The 21611-nt window shown below is 72.2% G+C and carries 19 protein-coding genes; 15 read left to right on the top strand and 4 right to left on the bottom strand.

From position 1 onward, the window contains the following. Window positions 1–105: 105 nt before the first annotated feature. The 6 genes from dxr (at window position 106) to LIV37_RS15610 (ending at window position 7433) form a co-directional block, all read left to right on the top strand. Window positions 106–1368: a 1-deoxy-D-xylulose-5-phosphate reductoisomerase gene (gene dxr / locus LIV37_RS15635; protein ID WP_020868096.1), complete on the top strand. Its 1263-nt coding sequence runs from the start codon at window positions 106–108 to the stop codon at window positions 1366–1368. Then, window positions 1365–2666, top strand: a complete 1302-nt coding sequence (locus LIV37_RS15630) for a M50 family metallopeptidase (protein ID WP_020868095.1) — start codon at window positions 1365–1367, stop codon at window positions 2664–2666. The genes dxr and LIV37_RS15630 overlap by 4 nt, the downstream gene beginning before the upstream one ends. Before the next feature lie 138 nt (window positions 2667–2804). Next, window positions 2805–3962: a flavodoxin-dependent (E)-4-hydroxy-3-methylbut-2-enyl-diphosphate synthase gene (ispG, locus tag LIV37_RS15625; protein WP_121824904.1), complete on the top strand. Its 1158-nt coding sequence runs from the start codon at window positions 2805–2807 to the stop codon at window positions 3960–3962. A gap of 128 nt (window positions 3963–4090) precedes the next feature. After that, a complete protein-coding gene (locus LIV37_RS15620) occupies window positions 4091–4936 on the top strand; it encodes a GNAT family N-acetyltransferase (RefSeq protein WP_020868094.1) in 846 nt (281 codons plus the stop codon). Window positions 4937–4961: 25 nt separating this feature from the next. Then, a complete protein-coding gene (locus LIV37_RS15615; RefSeq protein WP_020868093.1) occupies window positions 4962–5531 on the top strand; it encodes a GNAT family N-acetyltransferase in 570 nt (189 codons plus the stop codon). 186 nt (window positions 5532–5717) lie between these two features. After that, a complete protein-coding gene (locus tag LIV37_RS15610; RefSeq protein WP_020868092.1) occupies window positions 5718–7433 on the top strand; it encodes a proline--tRNA ligase in 1716 nt (571 codons plus the stop codon). 119 nt (window positions 7434–7552) lie between these two features. On the opposite strand, the gene LIV37_RS15605 is transcribed toward LIV37_RS15610, so the two are convergent. The 3 genes from LIV37_RS15605 to LIV37_RS15595 are packed head-to-tail and all read right to left on the bottom strand — an operon-like array spanning window position 7553 to window position 9788. Then, window positions 7553–8497 (bottom strand): aminoglycoside phosphotransferase family protein, encoded by a 945-nt coding sequence (locus tag LIV37_RS15605; protein ID WP_121824905.1) that lies wholly within the window; start codon window positions 8495–8497, stop codon window positions 7553–7555. 31 nt (window positions 8498–8528) lie between these two features. Continuing rightward, entirely contained in the window at window positions 8529–9032 is a 504-nt protein-coding gene (locus tag LIV37_RS15600; RefSeq protein WP_020868090.1) for a ferritin-like domain-containing protein, read from the bottom strand. Window positions 9033–9065: 33 nt separating this feature from the next. Further along, window positions 9066–9788 (bottom strand): hypothetical protein, encoded by a 723-nt coding sequence (locus LIV37_RS15595; protein ID WP_309471149.1) that lies wholly within the window; start codon window positions 9786–9788, stop codon window positions 9066–9068. Between the two features lie 137 nt (window positions 9789–9925). Between LIV37_RS15595 and rimP the strand changes: the two genes are divergently transcribed. The 8 genes from rimP (at window position 9926) to LIV37_RS15555 (ending at window position 18187) form a co-directional block, all read left to right on the top strand. After that, window positions 9926–10450, top strand: coding sequence for a ribosome maturation factor RimP (gene rimP / locus LIV37_RS15590; RefSeq protein WP_020868088.1), 525 nt, complete (start codon window positions 9926–9928; stop codon window positions 10448–10450). A 2-nt stretch (window positions 10451–10452) separates the two neighbouring features. Next, on the top strand, window positions 10453–11445 hold the full coding sequence (nusA, locus tag LIV37_RS15585; protein ID WP_020868087.1) for a transcription termination factor NusA: 993 nt from the start codon (window positions 10453–10455) through the stop codon (window positions 11443–11445). 96 nt (window positions 11446–11541) lie between these two features. Beyond that, complete coding sequence (locus LIV37_RS15580) at window positions 11542–11829, top strand: YlxR family protein (RefSeq protein WP_121824906.1); 288 nt, start codon at window positions 11542–11544, stop codon at window positions 11827–11829. A 152-nt stretch (window positions 11830–11981) separates the two neighbouring features. After that, window positions 11982–15089, top strand: a complete 3108-nt coding sequence (gene infB, locus LIV37_RS15575) for a translation initiation factor IF-2 (RefSeq protein ID WP_121824907.1) — start codon at window positions 11982–11984, stop codon at window positions 15087–15089. A 122-nt stretch (window positions 15090–15211) separates the two neighbouring features. Next, on the top strand, window positions 15212–15508 hold the full coding sequence (locus tag LIV37_RS15570) for a DUF503 domain-containing protein (protein WP_044569488.1): 297 nt from the start codon (window positions 15212–15214) through the stop codon (window positions 15506–15508). 72 nt (window positions 15509–15580) lie between these two features. Beyond that, window positions 15581–16051, top strand: a complete 471-nt coding sequence (gene rbfA / locus LIV37_RS15565; protein WP_020868084.1) for a 30S ribosome-binding factor RbfA — start codon at window positions 15581–15583, stop codon at window positions 16049–16051. Continuing rightward, complete coding sequence (gene truB, locus LIV37_RS15560) at window positions 16048–16971, top strand: tRNA pseudouridine(55) synthase TruB (RefSeq protein WP_020868083.1); 924 nt, start codon at window positions 16048–16050, stop codon at window positions 16969–16971. Before rbfA ends, truB begins: the two co-directional genes overlap by 4 nt. A gap of 262 nt (window positions 16972–17233) precedes the next feature. Continuing rightward, entirely contained in the window at window positions 17234–18187 is a 954-nt protein-coding gene (locus tag LIV37_RS15555) for a bifunctional riboflavin kinase/FAD synthetase (protein WP_020868082.1), read from the top strand. A 175-nt stretch (window positions 18188–18362) separates the two neighbouring features. Here the strand turns inward: LIV37_RS15555 and LIV37_RS15550 are convergent, their stop codons facing one another. Then, window positions 18363–20735, bottom strand: coding sequence for a MinD/ParA family ATP-binding protein (locus tag LIV37_RS15550; RefSeq protein ID WP_020868081.1), 2373 nt, complete (start codon window positions 20733–20735; stop codon window positions 18363–18365). Between the two features lie 526 nt (window positions 20736–21261). Between LIV37_RS15550 and LIV37_RS52070 the strand changes: the two genes are divergently transcribed. Beyond that, on the top strand, window positions 21262–21606 hold the full coding sequence (locus LIV37_RS52070; RefSeq protein WP_309471212.1) for a hypothetical protein: 345 nt from the start codon (window positions 21262–21264) through the stop codon (window positions 21604–21606). Window positions 21607–21611 lie beyond the last annotated feature (5 nt).

Here is a 21611-nt window from a genome sequence, read left to right as displayed (position 1 = left end):
CGCCGGGAAGCCGCCGGGGCACGTGCTGACGGGCCCCGGGATCCGCGATCACCGGATCCCGGGGCTTGTCACCGAGCCGTCACCCCTTGCCCCCACAATGGGGGGATGACGGATTCCCTGGCTGACCCGCATCTGCGCGTTCCGGCGGCCACCGCCGCGGCGAGCGTGCGCGACATCGTGATCCTGGGCTCCACCGGTTCGATCGGCACCCAGGCCATCGACGTGGTGCTGCGCAATCCCGACCGCTTCCGCGTGACCGGCCTGTCCGCCGCCGGGGGGCGGGCCGGGCTCCTCGCCGAGCAGGCCCACCGGCTGCGGGTGGACAGGGTCGCGGTCGCCCGGCCCGAGGCGGTGGCCGAGGTGCGCCAGGCGCTGAGCGCGCGCTACGGCGCCGGTGAGCCGCTCCCCGAGATCCTGGCGGGGCCCGACGCGGCCACCGAGCTCGCCCGCTCCCAGTGCCACACCGTGCTCAACGGCATCACCGGCTCCATCGGCCTGGCACCCACCCTGGCCGCCCTGGAGGCGGGCCGGGTGCTGGCGCTGGCCAACAAGGAATCGCTCATCGTCGGCGGCCCCCTGGTCAAGGCCGTGGCCAAGCCCGGGCAGATCGTCCCCGTCGACTCCGAGCACTCCGCGCTCTTCCAGGCGCTGCTCGGCGGCGCCCGCGAGGAGGTCCGCAAGCTGGTCGTCACCGCCTCCGGCGGCCCGTTCCGCGGCCGGACCAAGCGGGAGCTGGCCTCGGTCACCCCGGAGCAGGCGCTGGCCCACCCCACCTGGGACATGGGCCCGGTGATCACGATCAACTCCGCGACCCTCGTGAACAAGGGCCTGGAGGTCATCGAGGCTCACCTGCTCTACGACATTCCCTTCGAACGGATTGAGGTGGTGGTCCACCCTCAGTCGTATATCCACTCGATGGTTGAATTCACCGATGGCTCGACGCTCGCCCAGGCGAGCCCGCCCGATATGCGGATGCCCATCGCGCTCGGCCTCGGCTGGCCCGAGCGGGTGCCGGGCGCCGCGCCCGGCTGCGACTGGACCAAGGCCCACACCTGGGAGTTCTTCCCCCTGGACACCGAGGCGTTCCCCTCGATCGGGCTCGCCCGCCACGTCGGCGACCTCGGCGGCACCGCTCCGGCCGTCTTCAACGCGGCGAACGAGGAGTGCGTGGACGCCTTCCTTGACGGAAAGCTGCCGTTCAACGGAATCGTCGATACGGTCGCCGAGGTGGTGGCCGAGCACGGCACCCCGGCCGCGGGAACCCGGCTCACCGTCGCGGACGTCCTCGAGGCCGAGACATGGGCCCGCGCCCGCGCAACGGAACTGGCCGCCAGAGCGGCGAAGGCGACCCCGGAGGCTCGCGCATGACGACACTGATGACGGTCCTCGGCATAGTGGTGTTCGCCGTCGGCCTGCTGATCTCGATCGCCTGGCATGAGCTCGGCCACCTCTCCACGGCCAAGCTCTTCGGCATCCGGGTGCCCCAGTACATGGTCGGCTTCGGGCCGACCATCTTCTCCCGGAAGAAGGGCGATACCGAGTACGGCATCAAGGCGGTTCCGCTGGGTGGCTACATCCGCATGATCGGGATGTTCCCGCCGGGCGACGACGGAAAGATCGCCGCGCGCTCCACCTCACCGTGGCGCGGCATGATCGAGGACGCCCGGTCGGCCGCCTTCGAGGAGCTGCAGCCCGGCGACGACAAGCGCCTGTTCTACACGCGCACGCCGTGGAAGCGCGTGATCGTCATGTTCGCCGGGCCCTTCATGAACCTGGTCCTCGCGGTGGTGATCTTCCTCGGGGTGATGATGAGCTTCGGCGTCAACACCCAGACCACCAGTGTGGGCACGGTCTCCCAGTGCGTGGTCGCGGCCTCGTCCTCCACCGACAAGTGCCCCAAGGGCGCCAAGGACTCCCCGGCCAAGGCCGCAGGTCTGCAGCCCCGGGACAAGATCGTCGCCTTCAACGGCCGCCCCACCCCGGACTGGGGCGCCCTCCAGCAGGACATCCGCGAGACCACCGGCCCCGCCACGATCACCGTCGAGCGGGACGGCGTCCGCAAGACCCTGCACGCCGACCTCATAGAGAACCAGGTCGCCAAGTCCGACGGGAACGGCGGCTATGTCGAGGGCGAGTTCGTCACCGCCGGCTTCCTCGGCTTCACCCCGGCCAACGGAGTGGTCCAGCAGTCCTTCGGCCAGTCCGTGGACCGCATGGGCAACATGGTCGAGGACGGCATCGACTCGATGATCGCCCTGCCCTCCAAGATCCCGGACCTGTGGAACGCGGCCTTCGGGGACGGCGAGCGCAAGGCGGACTCCCCGATGGGCGTCGTGGGCGCGGCCCGGGTCGGCGGCGAGGTCGCCAACCTCGACATCCCGCCCTCCCAGCGGATCGCGACCATGCTCTTCCTGGTCGCCGGGTTCAACCTCTCGCTGTTCCTGTTCAACATGCTGCCGCTGCTGCCGCTGGACGGCGGCCACATCGCGGGCGCGGTGTGGGAGGCCATCCGGCGCCACACCGCCCGGCTGGTGAGGCGGCCCGACCCCGGGCCGTTCGATGTGGCGAAGATGATGCCGGTCGCCTATGTGATCGCCGGAGTTTTCATCTGCTTCACGCTGCTCGTCCTGGTGGCGGACGTCGTGAACCCCGTGAAAATCTCCTGATGACGCGAGATGTCCTGAAGTTCACCTTTGGGTGGACTTCAGGAGCGCGGTGTGCTGAGGCCATGACCGGTGCCGTAATCTCGGAGATCGGAGTCCGCTGATCTCCAGCCACGCACACACCTTGGGGTTACGAACCAGATGACTGCGATTTCGCTAGGAATGCCGTCCGTACCGGCCAAGCTCGCCGAGCGCAGGGTCAGCCGGAAGATCCAGGTCGGATCGGTGGCCGTGGGTGGCGACGCGCCGGTCTCGGTGCAGTCGATGACGACGGCGGTGACGGCGGACATCGGTGCGACGCTGCAGCAGATCGCGGAGCTGACGGCGTCGGGTTGCCAGATCGTGCGGGTGGCGTGTCCGTCGCAGGATGACGCGGACGCGTTGCCGGTGATCGCGAAGAAGTCGCAGATCCCGGTGATCGCCGACATTCATTTCCAGCCGAAGTACGTGTTCGCGGCGATTGATGCCGGGTGTGCGGCGGTGCGGGTGAATCCGGGGAACATCCGGCAGTTCGACGACAAGGTCAAGGAGATCGCGAAGGCGGCGTCGGACGCGGGTGTGCCGATTCGTATCGGGGTGAACGCGGGGTCGCTGGACAAGCGGTTGCTGGAGAAGTACGGGAAGGCCACGCCGGAGGCGTTGGTGGAGTCGGCGTTGTGGGAGTGTTCGCTGTTCGAGGAGCACGGGTTCCGGGACATCAAGATCTCGGTGAAGCACAACGATCCGGTGGTGATGGTCAACGCCTACCGGCAGTTGGCGGCTCAGTGTGACTATCCGTTGCATCTGGGGGTGACGGAGGCGGGTCCGGCGTTCCAGGGGACGATCAAGTCGGCGGTGGCGTTCGGCGCGCTGCTGAGTGAGGGGATCGGGGACACGATCCGGGTGTCGTTGTCGGCGCCTCCGGCGGAGGAGGTCAAGGTCGGGATCCAGATCCTGGAGTCGCTGAATCTGCGGCAGCGGCGGCTGGAGATCGTCTCGTGTCCGTCGTGCGGCCGGGCGCAGGTGGATGTGTACAAGCTCGCGGACGAGGTCACGGCCGGTCTGGAGGGCATGGAGGTCCCGCTGCGGGTGGCGGTCATGGGGTGTGTCGTCAACGGCCCCGGCGAGGCCCGCGAGGCGGACCTGGGCGTCGCCTCCGGCAACGGCAAGGGGCAGATCTTCGTCAAGGGCGAGGTCATCAAGACCGTGCCGGAGTCGAAGATCGTGGAGACCCTGATCGACGAGGCCATGAAGATCGCCGAGCAGATGGAGAAGGACGGCATCGCCTCCGGCGAGCCCGAGGTCTCCGTCAGCGGCTGAAGCGCCCCCGGGGAGGCGCGCAGGGCCCCTGGAAAAGGCGGTGAGGGGCCCTCTTGGCCTGCGCGGTAGAGTCTGGAGAATCGACGTCCCCGGCCCGCGGGCCCGCACCACGTGAGGCAGACCGACACGTGCTGACCACGTCCACCACCAGGGTCCTCGAGCCCCATGAGCTCGACGCGGCCCTTGCGGTGCTCGACCGCGACCCCGTCTCGAACGCCTTCGTGGCCGCCCGCGTCCAGGTCGCCGGCCTGGACCCGTGGCGGCTCGGCGGCGAGATGTGGGGCTGGTACTCCGGCGGACGGCTGGAGTCGCTCTGCTACGCCGGGGCGAACCTCGTCCCCATCTGCGCCACCCCCGAGGCCGTGCGCGGCTTCGCCGAGCGCGCCCGCCGGGCGGGCCGCCGCTGCTCCTCGATCGTCGGCCCCGCCGAGACCACCGCCGGGCTGTGGTCCCTGCTGGAGCCCAGCTGGGGCCCGGCCCGTGAGGTCCGGGCCCGTCAGCCGCTGATGGTCACCAGCTCGATGCCCGCCGACGTCCCGCCCGATCCGCTGGTGCGCCGCGTCCGCAGGGACGAGATGGACGTGATCATGCCCGCGTGCGTGGCGATGTTCACCGAGGAGGTCGGCGTCTCGCCGCTCGCGGGCGACGGCGGGCTGCTCTACCAGGCGCGGGTCGCCGAGCTCGTCACCGCCGGGCGCTCCTTCGCCCGGATCGAGAACGGCCGGGTGGTGTTCAAGGCCGAGATCGGCGCGGCCACCCCGCAGGCCTGCCAGATCCAGGGCGTATGGGTGGCCCCCGAGTACCGCGGCCGCGGCCTGTCCGAGACCGGAATGGCGGCCGTGCTGCGCTATGCGCTGAGCGAGGTGGCCCCGGTGGTGAGCCTGTACGTCAACGACTTCAACACCGCGGCCCGCGCCGCGTACCGCCGGGTCGGCTTCCGGGAAGTCGGCGCGTTCATGAGTGTGCTGTTCTGATCGACGGGCCAGTAGGGTGCCGCCCATGCTGCATCTCCCCGGGGGGCGGACCCCGGAACCCGAAGACGTCGTCGTCGGGTCGCTCGACCTCGCCGCACGCGTGGACGAAGCGCTCGACGTCCAGGCCGTCGCCTTCGGGCTGACGGCCGAGGAGGTCGGCGTACGACGCCACATCGTGCTGCGCCACCTCAAGAGCCCCGGCGCCCGCGCGCTCGGCGCGACGACGCCCTCCGGCCGGCTCGTCGGCTTCGTCTACGGCATGCCCAACAACCGCACCCACTGGTGGTCCACGGTCGTCCAGCCGTATCTGCGCGCGGCCGGGCACGAGGACTGGCTGGACGACTCGTTCGTCATCACCGAACTGCACGTCCACCCCGAATACCAGAGCCGCGGCATCGGCCGGCAGCTGATCACGACCATCACGGACGGCGCCGAGGAGCCGCGCTCGATCCTGTCCGCGATCGACACCGAGAGCCCGGCCCGCGCGCTCTACCGCTCACTGGGCTACCGCGACCTCGCCCGCCCCGTGCTCTTCCCGAGCGCCCCGAGCCCGTACGCCGTGATGGGAGCCCCCCTGCCGCTGCGCCGCCGCTAGGCGCTCCGCTGGACGTGCCGCGATGCGTCGGCGGATCTTCACTGGCCCGTGGCGTCAGCCGCTGATGTCACAGGCGCGAAGATCCACCGGACAGGCCCGGCGCCGTCGCGGAGCCCTGTGCATTTCCGGGAAACCAGCCCGTGCGGCTAACCTCCTGAACATCCCATCGCACGCAGGAGAGACCCCATGGCCCACGCCGTCAACGTCCAGCGCATGTCCACGATGATGCTGAAGACGCTGCGCGAAGACCCGGCGGACGCCGAGACCGCCAGCCACAAGCTGCTCGTCCGCGCCGGGTACGTCCGCCGCGCCGCCGCGGGCATCTGGACCTGGCTGCCGATCGGCAAGAAGGTCCTGGAGAACGTCTCGCGGATCGTCCGCGAGGAGATGGACGCCATCGGCGCCCAGGAGGTCCTCCTGCCCGCACTGCTGCCCCGTGAGCCGTACGAGACGAGCGGCCGCTGGGACGAGTACGGCGATCTGCTCTTCCGGATCAAGGACCGTAAGGGTGCCGATTACCTCCTGGGCCCGACCCACGAGGAGATCTTCACCCTGACGGTCAAGGACCAGTGCACGTCCTACAAGGACCTGCCGGTCATGCTCTACCAGATCCAGACCAAGTACCGGGACGAGGCCCGCCCCCGCTCCGGTGTGCTGCGCGGGCGCGAGTTCCTGATGAAGGACTCGTACTCCTTCGACACCACCGACGAGGGCCTCGCCGAGTCCTACCGGCTGCACCGCGAGGCGTACCAGCGGATCTTCCAGCGGCTCGGCCTGGACTACCGCATCGTCTCCGCGGTCTCCGGCGCGATGGGCGGCTCGGCGTCCGAGGAGTTCCTGGCCCCGGCGGCGGCCGGCGAGGACACCTTCGTCGACTGCCCGAACTGCGACTACGCCGCGAACACCGAGGCGGTCACGGTGACCGTGGCGCCGGTCGAGGGCGCCGCGCACGGCCCCCTCGAGGAGCTGGACACCCCCGACACCCCGACCATCGAGACCCTCGCCGAGTACCTCGGCGTCCCGGCCTCCGCCACCCTGAAGAACCTCCTGGTCAAGGTCGACGGCGAGATCACCGCGGTGGGCGTCCCCGGCGACCGCGAGGTGGACCTGGGCAAGCTGGGCGAGCACCTCGCCCCGGCCGTCGTCGAGCTCGTCACGGCCGAGGACTTCGAGGGCCGCCCCGAGCTGGTGCGCGGCTACGTCGGCCCGCAGGGACTGGCGGGCAAGGCCTTCCGCTACATCGCCGACCCGCGTATCGCCCCCGGTACCGCCTGGGTGACCGGCGCCAACAAGCCCGACACCCACGCCCGCGACGTGGTCTGCGGCCGTGACTTCGAGGTCGACCAGTACCTGGACGTCGTCGTGGTCGAGCCGGGCGACCCCTGCCCCCGCTGCGGTGCGGGCATCGAGCTGGACCGGGCGATCGAGATCGGCCACATCTTCCAGCTCGGCCGCAAGTACGCCGACGCCTTCCAGCTCGATGTGCTCGGGCAGAACGGCAAGCCGGCGCGGGTCACGATGGGCTCGTACGGCGTCGGCGTCTCCCGCGCCGTCGCCGCCCTCGCCGAGCAGACCCACGACGAGTCCGGGCTCTGCTGGCCCCGCGAGGTCGCCCCGGCCGACGTCCACATCGTCGCGGCGGGCAAGGCCCTCCAGACCGAGATGGCCCTCGACCTCGCGGAGAAGCTGGGCACGGCGGGCCTGCGGGTCATGGTGGACGACCGCGCCGGTGTCTCCCCGGGCGTGAAGTTCACCGACTCCGAGCTGATCGGCGTCCCGGCCATCCTGGTCGTGGGCCGCGGCGCGAAGGACGGCGTCGTCGAGCTGAAGGACCGCCGCACGGGCGAGCGCGAGGATCTCCCCATCGACGAGGCCATCGCCCGCCTCACCACCACCGGCTGACGACCGCGGCGGCGCCGGGGGCGCGGCACCGGGCGGCGAAGCCCGCGCCCAGCCCCCGCCGCCCGATCGCGCGCGAGGCGCGAGACGAAAGCCGCACCCGGCCGTGCCGAGCGGCCCCGTCAGAGCCAGCCCGCGAACTCCAGCAGCAGCTCCGCGCGGCGGTGGTCGCCGGCGGCGGCGTGGCGCAGGCCTGTCTCGACGGCGCGGCAGAGGGACCAGCCGCGCAGCCGGTCGCGGTCGACGTCCAGGGAATCCGCCAGCTTGGCGACCCGGCGGCGCGCGGCCGCGGCGGGGCCGGGCCCCGCGGCCAGGTCCTCGCAGCGGTCGAGCACCAGCCGCGCCAGGTCGTAAGCGCGCTCGCCCACGAGCGGCGCCGGACCGACCGCGAGCCAGGGTGCGCGCTCCCCGGCCAGCACCTTCCCCTGCCGGAAGGCGCCGTGCAGCAGCACCTCCTCGGGCGGTTCGGCGGGCAGCGCCGCCCGCAGCTCCAGCGCCTCGTCGGTGAGCGGACGGACATCCGCCGCCCAGCCCCCGGTGCCGAGCACCCGCAGGATCTCCCGCTCCTCCTCGGTACGCCCGGTGACCGACGGGAACGGATGCCCCTCGGGCGGCGGCACCCACAGCCGCCGCACCGTGCCCGCCGCCTCCAGCAGCGCCTTCGGCTCGGGCAGCGAGCGCAGCGACACCGCGCCGTGCAGCCGCTCCAGCAGCAGCGCACCGGTGTCCGGATCGGCGCGCAGCAGCCGGGCCGCGCCCCAGCCGTGCCAGTGCGCGAGGGCGGCCCGCTCACGGTCCGCGTCCGGGCCGGGGACCGGGAACTTCAGCGCCGCCGGGGTGCCGTCCGCCTGCCGTACGAGCGCGACGAGCCCGTGACGCCCGCCGGGTGTCGCGACCCGCTCCAGGGTCAGCTCCCATGCCGTCAGCTGCCGCTCGGCCGTCCCCGGCAGGGCGTCCAGCCAGCTCAGTACGGCGCTCGCCGGGTCGTCGCTCAGCGCGTCCAGAAGCCGCTTCGGCACGTGGACGCGGTCCGTATCGCGGCCGCCGGGCCGTGGTGCCGATGCCATTCCTGCGCTGTCCCCTCCACCATCAGTGACGTCACACCCCGTCCGACCCACCGCTCGGCGACGCCGACGGAGTGGCCGGTGCGGCGCGTTCGGTGAGCCCAGGGAAGGCTACGCCGCCGCCCCGCCAGCGCACCGCCCGGACCGCCGCCTCCCGCAGCGCGCCCGCCGCCTGGCGGCGCAGGGATCCGGTCGAGGCCCGTACGAGGTCGGCGTAGACGGCGGCGACCCGGTTCTCCAGCTCGGCCGCGAGCCGCACCGCGGCGGGCGCGTCCGGTACCGCGAAGGGCAGGGCGTAGGCGGGCGCCGCGCTGGTGGGGCTGGAGCCGAGGTCGCGTACGGTGCGGGCGAGGTCGTCCCGGCGCGCGCGGTGCGCGGCGTAGCCCTCGCGCGCCTCCGCGAGCCGGTCGTCGCCGATCCGCCCGCCGACGACGCCGTAGCCGTACACCGCGGCGTGCTCGGCGGCGAGCGCCGCCTGCGCGGCCCTGAGCGCCGCGGCGCGTTCGCCGACGGCCGGGCGGTCTGCTCGAGCGGCCATGTCAGTACCCCTTCCCGGTGGTCCCGAGCGTGATCACGAGTCCGTGTCGCGCTGCGTGAGGAGATACACGTGGGCGGCGCCGCAGGCCGCGACGGAGGCCAGCAGCCGGGCCAGCTCGGGCGGCGCGGTGGCGAGCGCGGCGGTGCGGGTGTCGGCGGTTCGGCGCTCGGCCTGGACGAGGGCGGAGAGGGCCTGCTTCTCGTCCTGGGGGACCTTCGGCATCCGCCGCCCGCCCGCCGAGGGCGAGCGCGACACGGTCACGGAGGGGGAGGGGGACCGGCCCTCGGCGGTGAAGACCGCGACATGCCGGGCCGTCTCCTCCCGCAGCGGCGCCAGCCGGTCCGCGAGGGCGGGATGCGCGTCCACGGTCGCGTCGTAGCGGGCGAGGAGCGCGGTGGAGTCCCGCGCGCCCCGCGCCCGCAGCAGCGCGACGTCCGCCCCGCCGTCCGCCTCGCGCCGGGACCCGGGGTCGTCGGAGCAGCCGCTCAGCAGCGCGACGGCCCCCAGCGCCCCGCCGCCCAGCAGCAGACTCCGCCGCCGGGTCACCGGCGCGGTGCGGGCCGAAGCGGCGGCGGCCGCCGAGGACACCGCGGACGCGGCAGAAGCGGCGGGGATCGCGGACGCGGCGTCAGGCGCGGGCGTGGCACGGGGCGGAGGAGTGGCACGAGGCGGGGGAGTGGCACGGGGCGGGGGAGTGGTGATCGACACGTTCCTCTTTCCGGGCTGCGGCCGCTCCCGGCCGCCGGTAGTGATCACAGCAGGCGAGCGTACCCGCGCCGAGGCCGTCTGCCCGGCAGCGGCCACCGAATCGTCAGCCCGCCGCCGGAACAGATAGGCTTTGACCTGACACGCGACCTTCCCACAACAGCACACGCGGCCGAGGAGTCACCCGGATGAGCACCACCCAGAGCGAGAGGCTGCGCGGACTGCTGGAACCGATCGTCAGCGCGCGAGACCTGGATCTGGAAGAGGTCGAGGTGACACCGGCCGGGCGGCGGCGTGTGCTGAGAGTGGTCGTGGATTCCGACGACGGCGTCCAGCTGGACACGTGTGCGGAGCTGAGCCGGGACATCTCCAAGACCCTCGACGACACGGACGCGATGGGCCAGACCGCGTACGTCCTCGAGGTCACCTCTCCCGGCGCCGAGCGCCCCCTGACCGAACCCCGCCACTACCGCCGCGCCGCCGGCCGCCTCATGAGGGCGCGCCTCGCCGACGGCGACGAGCTGGTGGCCCGGATCGTCTCGGTGGACGACGAGGGCCTCGATCTGGAGGTCCCCGGCGTGAAGGGGCGCAAGCCCACCGCCAGGCGGCTGGCCTTCGAGGAGATCTCCAAGGCCCGGGTGGAGATCGAGTTCAACCGCAAGTCCGCGGACAAGGCCGCGGGCGACGACGACGAGAGCAAGGAGGAGGCGTAGCCGTGGACATCGACATGAGTGCCCTGCGGGGTCTGGTGCGAGAGAAGGAGATCTCCTTCGACCTGCTGGTCGAGGCGATCGAATCGGCCCTCCTCATCGCCTATCACCGCACCGAGGGAAGCCGCCGCCGGGCCCGCGTGGAGCTCAGCCGCGACTCCGGCCATGTGACCGTATGGGCCCGTGAGGACGCCGAGGACCTGGCGGAGGGGCAGGAGCCCCAGGAGTTCGACGACACCCCCTCCGGCTTCGGCCGGATCGCCGCCATGACCGCGAAGCAGGTCATCCTCCAGCGGCTGCGGGACGCCGAGGAGGAGATCACCTTCGGCGAGTACGCGGGGCGGGAGGGCGATGTCGTCGCCGGCGTGGTCCAGCAGGGCAAGGACCCCAAGAACGTGCTGGTGGACATCGGCCGTCTCGAGGCGATCCTGCCGGTGCAGGAGCAGGTCCCGGGCGAGGACTACGCCCATGGCACCCGGCTGCGTACGTATGTCGTACGAGTCGTCAAGGGCGTGCGCGGACCGTCGGTGACTCTTTCGCGTACGCATCCCAATCTGGTCAAGAAGCTCTTCGCGCTCGAGGTGCCGGAGATCGCGGACGGCTCGGTGGAGATCGCGGCGATCGCCCGTGAGGCGGGCCACCGCACCAAGATCGCGGTCCGGTCCACCCGTACGGGGCTGAACGCCAAGGGCGCGTGCATCGGCCCGATGGGCGGGCGGGTGCGCAGCGTGATGGCCGAGCTGCACGGCGAGAAGATCGACATCGTCGACTGGTCGGACGACCCCGCTGAGCTCGTGGCGAACGCGCTGTCACCCGCGCGGGTGAGCAAGGTCGAGGTGGTCGATCTGGCGGCCCGCTCGGCCCGGGTCACCGTGCCGGACTACCAGCTCTCGCTCGCCATCGGCAAGGAGGGGCAGAACGCCCGGCTGGCGGCGCGGCTGACCGGCTGGCGGATCGACATCCGGCCGGACACCGAGCAGTCGGGCGATCAAGGCTGATTCAGGTCGGATCCCCCGGGATCCGGGCCAAATCGAGTGACGGTTCGATCACTCCCCCCAGGGAGTGAGGTCGGTACGGGGAGGTAGACTTAATCAGTGTCTGGCCGCACGCGAGCTGGTGCCTGCCCTGAGAGAACCTGTGTGGGATGCCGGGATCGGGCGGCCAAGAACGATCTGCTGCGCATCGTGGCTGTCGAGGGTGTTTGTGTCCCCGACCGGCGCGGTACGCTCCCCGGTCGGGGTGCTTATGTTCACCCCACACGGGTCTGCCTTGACCTGGCGGTTCGCCGCCGGGCCTTTTCCCGGGCCTTCAGGGGGCCGGGAGCGCTCGACACCACGGCGCTCCGCCGGTTTGTCGAGCGGGGTGAACAGGCGACACCCTGAGTAGTTGAAAGAACGGCACGGGACACCGTGCGGTCAGGTACCTCGCGAGTCGGAAGTAGGTCGAGATTGCGATGAGCACTCGATGAGTACGCGATGAGTACGCCCATGAAGTAGCGACGGTCCGGCGACAACCCGGACCTAAAAGGAGCGAAGTGGCTAAGGTCCGGGTATACGAACTCGCCAAGGAGTTCGGAGTTGAGAGCAAGGTCGTCATGGCCAAGCTCCAGGAACTCGGTGAATTTGTACGTTCGGCGTCCTCGACGATCGAGGCGCCGGTTGTACGCAAGTTGACTGACGCTTTCCAGGGTGGCAACGGCTCCGGCCGCGCCGCCGGTAAGCCCTCGGCGCCGCGCAAGGCGACGCCCAAGCCGCCGACCCCAGGTCCGGCGGCGGCGGCCCGTCCGGCCGCCCCCAAGCCCCCGGCGCCCGGCCCCAAGCCGGCCGGTGCCCCCGAGGGCCAGCGCGGCACCCCCGCCGCGGCGCCCGCTCCGGGCCCGCGTCCCACGCCGGCTGCCCGTCCGTCCCCCGGCCCCAAGCCGGGTCCCGCGCCGGCGGCTCCGGCGCAGCCCGAGTTCACCGCGCCGCCGGCCCCCGCGCCCAAGCCCGCGGCGGCCAAGCCGGGCGCGCCCGCCAAGCCGGGTGCCACTCCCGGTCCGCGCCCCGGCGCCCGTCCGGGCGGACCGGGCCAGGGCCAGGGCGGTCAGCGCGAGGGTGGTCAGCGCGAGGGCGGCCAGGGTGGCCGTGGCGGCCCGCGTCCGGGTCAGGAGCGTCCGCGTCCGGGTGGTCCCCGTCCGGCCGGTCCCCGTCCCGGTAACAACCCCTTCACCTCCGGTGGCTCCACCGGTATGGCGCGTCCGCAGGCGCCCCGTCCCGGCGGCGCCCCGCGTCCCGGCGGTCAGCCCGGCGGCGGTCCGCGTCCGCAGGGCGGCGGCCAGGGCGGTCCGGGCCGTGGCCAGGGCGGTCCCGGCGGTCCCCGTCCCACTCCGGGCCAGATGCCCCGTCCGCAGGGCGCCCAGGGCGGCGGCCCGCGTCCGGGTCCCGGTGGCGCGCGTCCGAACCCCGGCATGATGCCGCAGCGTCCGGCCGCGGGCCCGCGTCCGGGCCCCGGTGGCGGTGGCGGTCGCGGTCCCGGCGGCGGCGGTCGTCCCGGTGGTGGCGGCGGTCGTCCCGGTGGCGGCGGCTTCGCCGGTCGTCCCGGTGGTGGCGGCGGCGGTCGTCCCGGTGGCGGCGGCTTCGCCGGCCGTCCCGGGGGTCCCGGCGGCGGTGGCGGCTTCGGCGGCGGTGGCCGTCCCGGCTTCGGCGGCCGTCCCGGCGGTCCCGGTGGCCGTGGTGGCACGCAGGGTGCCTTCGGCCGTCCCGGCGGTCCGGCGCGTCGTGGCCGTAAGTCGAAGCGGCAGAGGCGCCAGGAGTACGAGGCCATGCAGGCCCCGTCGGTCGGCGGCGTGATGCTGCCGCGCGGCAACGGCCAGACGGTCCGGCTGTCGCGGGGTGCCTCTCTCACCGACTTCGCGGAGAAGATCAACGCCAACCCGGCGTCGCTGGTCGCCGTCATGCTCAACCTCGGCGAGATGGTCACCGCGACGCAGTCCGTCTCCGACGAGACGCTTCAGCTTCTCGCCGACGAGATGAACTACGTCGTCGAGATCGTCAGCCCGGAGGAGGAGGACCGCGAGCTTCTCGAGTCCTTCGACATCGAGTTCGGCGAGAACGAGGGCGGCGAGGAGATGCTCGTCGCGCGTCCGCCGGTGGTGACCGTCATGGGTCACGTCGACCACGGTAAGACGCGACTGCTGGACGCGATCCGCAAGACCAACGTGGTCGCGGGCGAGGCCGGCGGCATCACCCAGCACATCGGTGCCTACCAGGTCTCGACCGAGGTCAACACCGAAGAGCGCAGGATCACCTTCATCGACACCCCGGGGCACGAGGCGTTCACCGCCATGCGTGCCCGTGGTGCCAAGTCGACCGACATCGCGATCCTCGTGGTGGCGGCCAACGACGGTGTGATGCCCCAGACGATCGAGGCGCTGAACCACGCCAAGGCGGCCGATGTGCCGATCGTGGTCGCGGTCAACAAGATCGACGTCGAGGGCGCGGACCCGACCAAGGTGCGCGGTCAGCTGACCGAGTATGGTCTGGTGGCCGAGGAGTACGGCGGCGACACCATGTTCGTCGACATCTCCGCCCGCCAGGGTCTGAACATCGACCAGCTGCTCGAGGCCGTGGTCCTCACCGCGGACGCCTCGCTCGACCTGCGGGCCAACGCGGAGCAGGACGCGCAGGGCATCGCGATCGAGGCCCACCTCGACCGCGGCCGCGGCGCCGTGGCCACCGTGCTGGTTCAGCGCGGCACCCTGCGGGTCGGCGAGACGATGGTCGTCGGCGACGCCTACGGCCGCGTCCGGGCGATGCTCGACGACAACGGCAACCAGCTCGAGGAAGCGGGTCCCTCGACCCCGGTCCTGGTGCTCGGTCTGACCAACGTGCCCGGCGCGGGTGACAACTTCCTCGTCGTGGACGAGGACCGCACCGCCCGCCAGATCGCCGAGAAGCGCGCCGCCCGCGAGCGGAACGCGGCCTTCGCCAAGCGCACCCGCCGGGTCTCCCTGGAGGACCTGGACAAGGTGCTCAAGGCCGGTCAGGTCCAGCAGCTCAACCTCATCATCAAGGGCGACGCGTCCGGTTCGGTGGAGGCTCTCGAGTCCTCGCTGCTCCAGCTCGACGTCGGCGAAGAGGTGGACCTGCGGGTGCTGCACCGCGGTGTGGGTGCGGTCACCGAGACCGACATCGACCTGGCGACGGGCTCGGACGCCATCGTCATCGGCTTCAACGTGCGCGCCGACGGGCGTGCCACGCAGATGGCCGACCGCGAGGGTGTGGACGTCCGCTACTACTCGGTCATCTACCAGGTGATCGAGGAGATCGAGGCGGCCCTGAAGGGCATGCTCAAGCCGGAGTACGAAGAGGTCGAGCTCGGTACGGCGGAGATCCGCGAGGTCTTCCGCTCGTCCAAGCTGGGCAACATCGCGGGTGTGCTCATCCGCTCCGGCGAGGTCAAGCGGAACACCAAGGCCCGCCTCGTCCGCGACGGCAAGGTCATCGCGGAGAACCTCAACATCGAGGGCCTGCGCCGCTTCAAGGACGACGTCACCGAGATTCGCGAGGGCTTCGAGGGCGGTATCAACCTCGGCAGCTACAACGACATCAAGATCGACGACGTCATCGCGACGTACGAGATGCGCGAGAAGCCGCGCGGCTGACAAGCGGCGGCGGCCGGGGCCGATCGGCGGAGGAATTTCCGTCGATCGGCCCCGGCCCTTGCGTGTACGGTGCGAGAAGCCCGCAATCACAAAGGCCCCACGGGTGGCTTGACCCGGACCGCATGTATGTAGGGACGTTGTCCTTTGACCTGCTTCTCGGCGACGTACGGTCGTTGAAGGAGAAGCGCTCCGTCGTCCGCCCGATCGTCGCCGAGCTGCACCGCAAATTCGCGGTGAGCGCGGCGGAGGTCGGCGACCAGGACCTGTACCGCAGGGCTCAGATCGCCCTGGCGATGGTCTCCGGGGACCCGGGCCACCTCTCGGAGGTGCTCGACCGCTGCGAGCGGCTGGTGGCGGCGCGGCCGGAGGTGGAGCTGCTGTCCGTGCGACGGCGGTTCCACGGTGGCGATGATGAATGAGGGCCGGACCGGTGGTCGCAGACCGCGCCCCCGGCCATCGATGACTGACGCGAAGAAGAGAGAAGAAGACGCATGACCGACACCGCGCGGGCACGCAAGCTGGCGGACCGCATCCGGGTCGTGGTCGCGGAGACCCTGCAGCGGCGGATCAAGGACCCGCGGCTGGGCTATGTGACCATCACCGACACCCGGATCACCGGTGATCTGCGGGAGGCGACCGTCTTCTACACGGTCTTCGGCGACGACGAGGAGCGGGCGGCCTCCGCCGCGGCCCTGGAGAGCGCCAAGGGCGTGCTGCGGTCGGAGGTCGGGCGCCAGACGGGGGTGCGCTTCACCCCGACCCTGACGTTCGTCCCGGACGCGCTGCCGGAGAACGCCCGCACCATCGACGATCTGCTCGCCAAGGCCAGGGAGGCGGACGCCCAGGTGCGCGAGGCGTCCTCGGGCGCCAGCTACGCGGGCGACGCCGACCCGTACCGCAAGCCCGGCGAGGAGGACGACGAGGAGCCCGGCACGGACGGTAAGGGTTCAGCGGACGCATGACACGCAACGGCAGGGCCGGTTCCGGGGCACCGGACGGCCTGGTGATCGTCGACAAACCGGCCGGTTTCACCTCGCACGACGTCGTCGCCAAGATGCGCCGCTTCGCCGGCACCCGGAGGGTCGGCCACGCCGGGACGCTGGACCCGATGGCCACGGGCGTGCTCGTGGTCGGCGTGGAGAAGGCCACCCGGCTGCTGGGCCATCTGGCGCTGACCGAGAAGGAGTACCGGGCCACCATCCGGCTCGGGCAGACCACGGTCACCGATGACGCGGAGGGCGAGCTCACCGCCTCCGACGGCGCCGCCGGGGTCGACCCGGGCGCCGTCCAGGCCGGGATCGAGGAGCTGACCGGGGACATCCAGCAGGTCCCCTCGAAGGTCAGCGCCATCAAGATCGACGGTAAGCGCTCCTACGCACGGGCGCGGGAGGGCGAGGAGTTCGCGATCCCGGCGCGGCCGGTGACCGTCTCCTCCTTCGTCCTCCACGACCGCCGCGAGGCCAAGGCGGAGGACGGCACCACCGTTCTCGACCTGGACGTCACGGTGGTGTGCTCCTCCGGCACCTACATCCGGGCCCTGGCGCGCGACCTCGGCGCCGGACTCGGCGTGGGCGGCCATCTCACGGCCCTGCGCCGGACCCGGGTCGGTCCGTACGGGCTGGAGGCGGCCAGGACGCTGGAGCGGCTGGAGGAGTCGCTGGAGATCCTGCCCATCGCGGAGGCGGCGGCCGCCGCGTTCCCGCGCTGGGACGTGGACGAGCGCCAGGCCCGGCTGCTGGGCAATGGGGTGCGGATCGACATGCCGCCGGGGGAGACGGGGCCGGGGTCGGGGCCGGTAGCGGTCTTCGGGCCCGAGGGGCGCTTTCTGGCCCTGGTGGAGGAGTCGAAGGGCAAGGCGAAGAGCCTGGCCGTCTTCGTATGACGGCGTTGCCGCGTTGCCGCGTTGCCGCGTTGACGCCGTCGGAGCGCCCGGCCAGGCCGGCGCGGCGCCGGTGCGACGCGGCGCCGGTGTGGCATTGCCGACTCCGGGCCCGCGTTGCATCCGCCAGGACCGGCCGCCTACCGTGGCTTTCCGGCCGGTCCGGGCGCTCGAGGCGGCCACCGATGCGAGGCGGGCGCCCGGGGCATGGCAGTCTTAGACCTGCGAAGTCGACAGACAAAGGTTCGGGCGAGGAGCGGGCAAAGTGCAGCGCTGGCGTGGCTTGGAGGACATCCCCGAGGACTGGGGGCGCAGCGTCGTCACCATCGGTTCCTACGACGGGGTGCACCGAGGGCACCAGCTGATCATCGGCCGTGCCGTGGCACGGGCGCGTGAGCTGGGCGTACCGGCGGTCGTGGTCACCTTCGACCCGCACCCCAGCGAGGTCGTGCGGCCCGGCAGCCATCCACCGCTGCTCGCCACGCACCAGCGGCGCGCGGAGCTGATGGCCGGGCTGGGCGTGGACGCGGTGCTGATCCTGCCGTTCACGGCGGAGTTCTCGCGGCTCACCCCCGCCGACTTCGTGGTGAAGGTGCTGGTGGACAAGTTGCACGCCCGGGTCGTGGTGGAGGGCCCCAACTTCCGCTTCGGCCACAAGGCCGCCGGGAACGTGGCCTTCCTGCGCGAGCTCGGCGCCACCTACGACTACGAGGTCGAGGTCATCGACCTGTACGAGCGCGGCGAGGCGGGCGGCGGCGAGCCGTTCTCCTCCACGCTGGTGCGCCGCCTGGTCGCGGAGGGCGACGTCACGGGCGCGATGGAGGTCCTGGGGCGGCCGCACCGGGTCGAGGGCGTGGTGGTGCGCGGTGCGCAGCGCGGCCGTGAGCTGGGCTTCCCGACGGCCAACCTGGAGACGCTGCCGCACACCGCGATCCCGGCCGACGGCGTCTACGCAGGCTGGCTGACGGCACAGGGCGAGGCGATGCCCGCGGCGATCTCGGTCGGCACCAATCCGCAGTTCGACGGGACCGAGCGGACGGTCGAGGCGTATGCGATCGACCGGGTCGGACTGGATCTGTACGGACTCCATGTCGAGGTCGACTTCCTCGCCTATCTGCGGGGCCAGGAGAAGTTCGACTCGATCGAGGCGCTGCTGGAGCGCATGGCGGTCGATGTGAAGCGGGCGCGGGAGCTCGTGGAGGAGCACGGGAGCCGTTGAGGCGTACGTACGCGGCGGGCTGAGGCGCTGAGGCGTACGGGAGCGGCTGGGGGCGGGCGCTGAGGCGCCGTGCGCCGCGTGTGAACGAATGAACGAGTGAACGGGTGAACGCCAATGCGCCCCGTGGACCGGATCACCGGTCCACGGGGCGCATTCGCATTCGCTTCTGCGCTCGCTACTGCTGCGGGGGCTGCTGCTGCCAGGGCTGCCCCGGTTGCCCCGGCTGGGCCTGCTGCCACGGCTGGCCGGGCTGCGGCTGCTGCCCCTGCTCGTAGGACTGCTGCCAGCCCTGCTGGCCGCCTTGCTGCGGGTACCCGGGGTACTGCGGCTGCTGGCCCTGCTGAGGCGCGTAGGCGCCCGGATAGGGCTGCTGCTGGGCATATCCGGGCATCGGCGGGGCCACCTGCGGCGGCTGAGCCCCTCCGTCGCCCGTCCACAGACCCTGCTCCTGCTGGGCGCGGGTGAAGTCCTCCGCGACCATGGCCGAGAGGTTGAAGTACGCCTCACGGGTCTTGGGCCGCATCATGTCCAGGTCCACCTCGGCGCCCGCCGACAGATGCTCGTCGAACGGTACGACGATCACCCCGCGGCAGCGGGTCTCGAAGTGGGACACGATGTCCTCGACCTTGATCATCTTGCCGGTCTCCCGCACCCCGGAGATCACCGTGATGCTCCGCGAGACCAGATCCGCGTAGCCGTGCGCGGACAGCCAGTCCAGGGTGGTGCTGGCGCTGCTCGCGCCGTCCACCGAGGGCGTGGAGATGATGATCAGCTGGTCGGCGAGGTCGAGGACGCCGCGCATGGCGCTGTAGAGCAGGCCCGTGCCCGAGTCGGTGAGGATGATCGGGTACTGCTTGCCCAGGACGTCGATGACGCGGCGGTAGTCGTCGTCGTTGAACGTCGTCGAGACCGCCGGATCAACGTCGTTGGCGAGGATCTCCAGCCCCGACGGAGCCTGTGAGGTGAACCGCCGGATGTCCATGTAGCTGTTGAGGTACGGGATCGCCGTGACCAGGTCGCGAATGGTCGCACCGGTCTCCCGGCGGACCCTTCGGCCGAGGGTGCCCGCGTCCGGGTTGGCGTCGATCGCGATGACCTTGTCCTGGCGCTCGATGGCCAGGGTCGAGCCGAGGGCGGTGGTCGTCGTGGTCTTGCCGACACCGCCCTTGAGGCTGATCACCGCGATGCGGTAGCAGGAGAGCACCGGCGTGCGGATCAGCTCCAGCTTGCGCTGCCGCTCCGCCTCCTCCTTCTTGCCGCCGAGCTTGAAGCGGGAGGGGCCCGGAGTGTTCTTCTTCGGCTTCTGCTTGCCCTTGATCAGCCGGTCCGAGGAGAGCTCGACCGCGGCGGTGTATCCGAGCGGCGCCCCCGCGCCCCCGGCCTGGCGCCGCTGGTCGGGCGTCACGGTCGGCCAGCCGCCGGTACGGGGGTCGGCCGGGGCCGCCGGGGCGGCTTGGGCGTCCGGGCGCGGATAGCCGTAGCCGTCGTGCGGCTGTGGCTGCGCCGACTGCCCGGGCACGGGCCCGGGAGCGCCGTCGCCGGGCCGCGGGAAGCCGTACCCACCCTGCGCGCCCGGACCCTGCTGCCCGGGGAACTGCTGACCCTGGGGGTCATGCGGCGGCTGGCCCTGGACGGGGCCGTTCGGCGCGTACGGTCCCGGCTGGCCCGGCTGACCAGGCTGTCCGGGCTGGTCCGGGTACATCGGCTGGGCGGGCTGTCCGGGCCGGCCCGGGTACTCGACCTGCCCCGGCTGGGGCGTGGGGTAGGGCTGTGCGGGGGGCTGCTGGTACGGGCCCTGCCCCTGCTGGTCCGGGGCGGGCGGCTGCGGGAAGCCGTAGCCGCCCGGGACGGGCGCCGGCCCCTGGCCCTGCCCCGGACCACCCGGGCCGGGCGCGGGCTGGGCCCCCGGGGGCGGATAGCCGTAGTGGGGCCCTTGCGGAGCCGGGGCACCCTCCGGCCAGGGACCCGGTACGCCCGGGCCGGGCTGCTGGTAACCGCCCTGCGGGCCGGGCACGTTGCCCGCCGGGGGCTGCGCCCCCGGGGCCTGGTCCGGCAGCGGGGCCGGACCGGGCTGGCCGGGGATCGCACCGGGGGCGCCCTCGCCGGGACGCGGATAGCCGTATCCGCCCTGCGGCCCCGGCCCGGCGACGGGCTGCCCGGGCTGACCGTGCGTCTGGGGCGGGGGAGGCGCCCAGGAGGTGTCCTGGGGCGGGAGCGGCACTCCGGCACCCGGGGTGGCGGGTCCATCCGTACGCTGCTCCGGAACCGGAGCGGGACCCGGAGCCGGTGGAGCGTCCTCGGGCGCCGCGGGCTGGAAGTCCGGCGGCAGGGGCGGCAGCCCCGACTGCGGAACGGGCGGCGGGGCCCAGGTGGTGGCGGGCTGCTCGGGCGACGGCGCGCTCGGCGGCACGGCGTCGTCGGGGACCGCGTCCTGCGGGACCGCGTCCTCGGGGACCGCGTCCTGAGGCTCGGCGCTCGCCTGTCGCAACTCCTCCATCTCACGCCGCAGCGCGGCCGTGGAGAAGCGCAATGTGCCCTCGCTGCGCACATTGTCATCAGTACGGTCGTCCGAGTCCGAGGAGCCGGAATCGCCGTCCGAACCGGAACCGGACGCAAACCCAGCCCCAGATCCAGACCCAGATCCAGACCCAGAATCGGAACCGGAATCAGCGACCCCGGCGTCGGAGTCCTCACTCCGCCTCTCGGCGATCTCGCGCCGCAGCGAGGCGGTGGAGAACCGCACGGTGGAGGGGCTGCCCAGATCGCCGTTCTCGCTCTCGTCGGAGCCCGCCTCGGAGGCGTGCTCCGAGTCCGCCCGGAAGGCGTCGTCGTCCCGCGGAGCAGCGGCGGGCGCCAGCGTGAAGTCGTCATCGACGGGAGCGGAAGCGGAAGAGGAAGCCGCAGCCGAATCCTCCGTCTCGACATCGGCTGCCGGGGCGGAGGGTTCGTAGGAGGGCTCGGGCTCAGCGGTGTCCGAAACGCCGCCATCTGAAACGCCGCCATCCGTAACGCCGTCACTCGCGGGCGCGGAACCAATCGAATCCGACCCAGAGTCAGACAAAGGCGACAGGTGAATGCCCGAGTCGGACTCTCTGCTCTCCGGTTCCGACCGTGCCTCGTTCTCCCTCTGCGCGGGGACCTCCTGCGCGGGGACCTCCTCCACCTCGGAGGCGTCCGACGCGACATCGGAGGAGGGCGCCGAGGCCGGCGGCGGCCAGGCACCTGGAAAACCGCTCGGCTCCGGCATCCCCGGCACGGGCACCGGATTGCCCGTGGGCGGCGGCGGAGGCGGCGGACCCGGCATCCCCGCACCGGCGCCCGTTCCGGTTCCCCCGGAACCGCCGGTCGACGAGGGGGCCGTGGAGGACGGAGAGGACGACGACGAAGCGTTCTGCGTGTACCAGGCGGGTGGGGTGTAGTCGAT

The sequence above is a fragment of the Streptomyces rapamycinicus NRRL 5491 genome, from assembly GCF_024298965.1.
Taxonomy (GTDB): domain Bacteria; phylum Actinomycetota; class Actinomycetes; order Streptomycetales; family Streptomycetaceae; genus Streptomyces; species Streptomyces rapamycinicus.
Note: the sequence above shows the minus strand (reverse complement) of the source record. Positions and strands in the feature narration are given on the sequence as shown.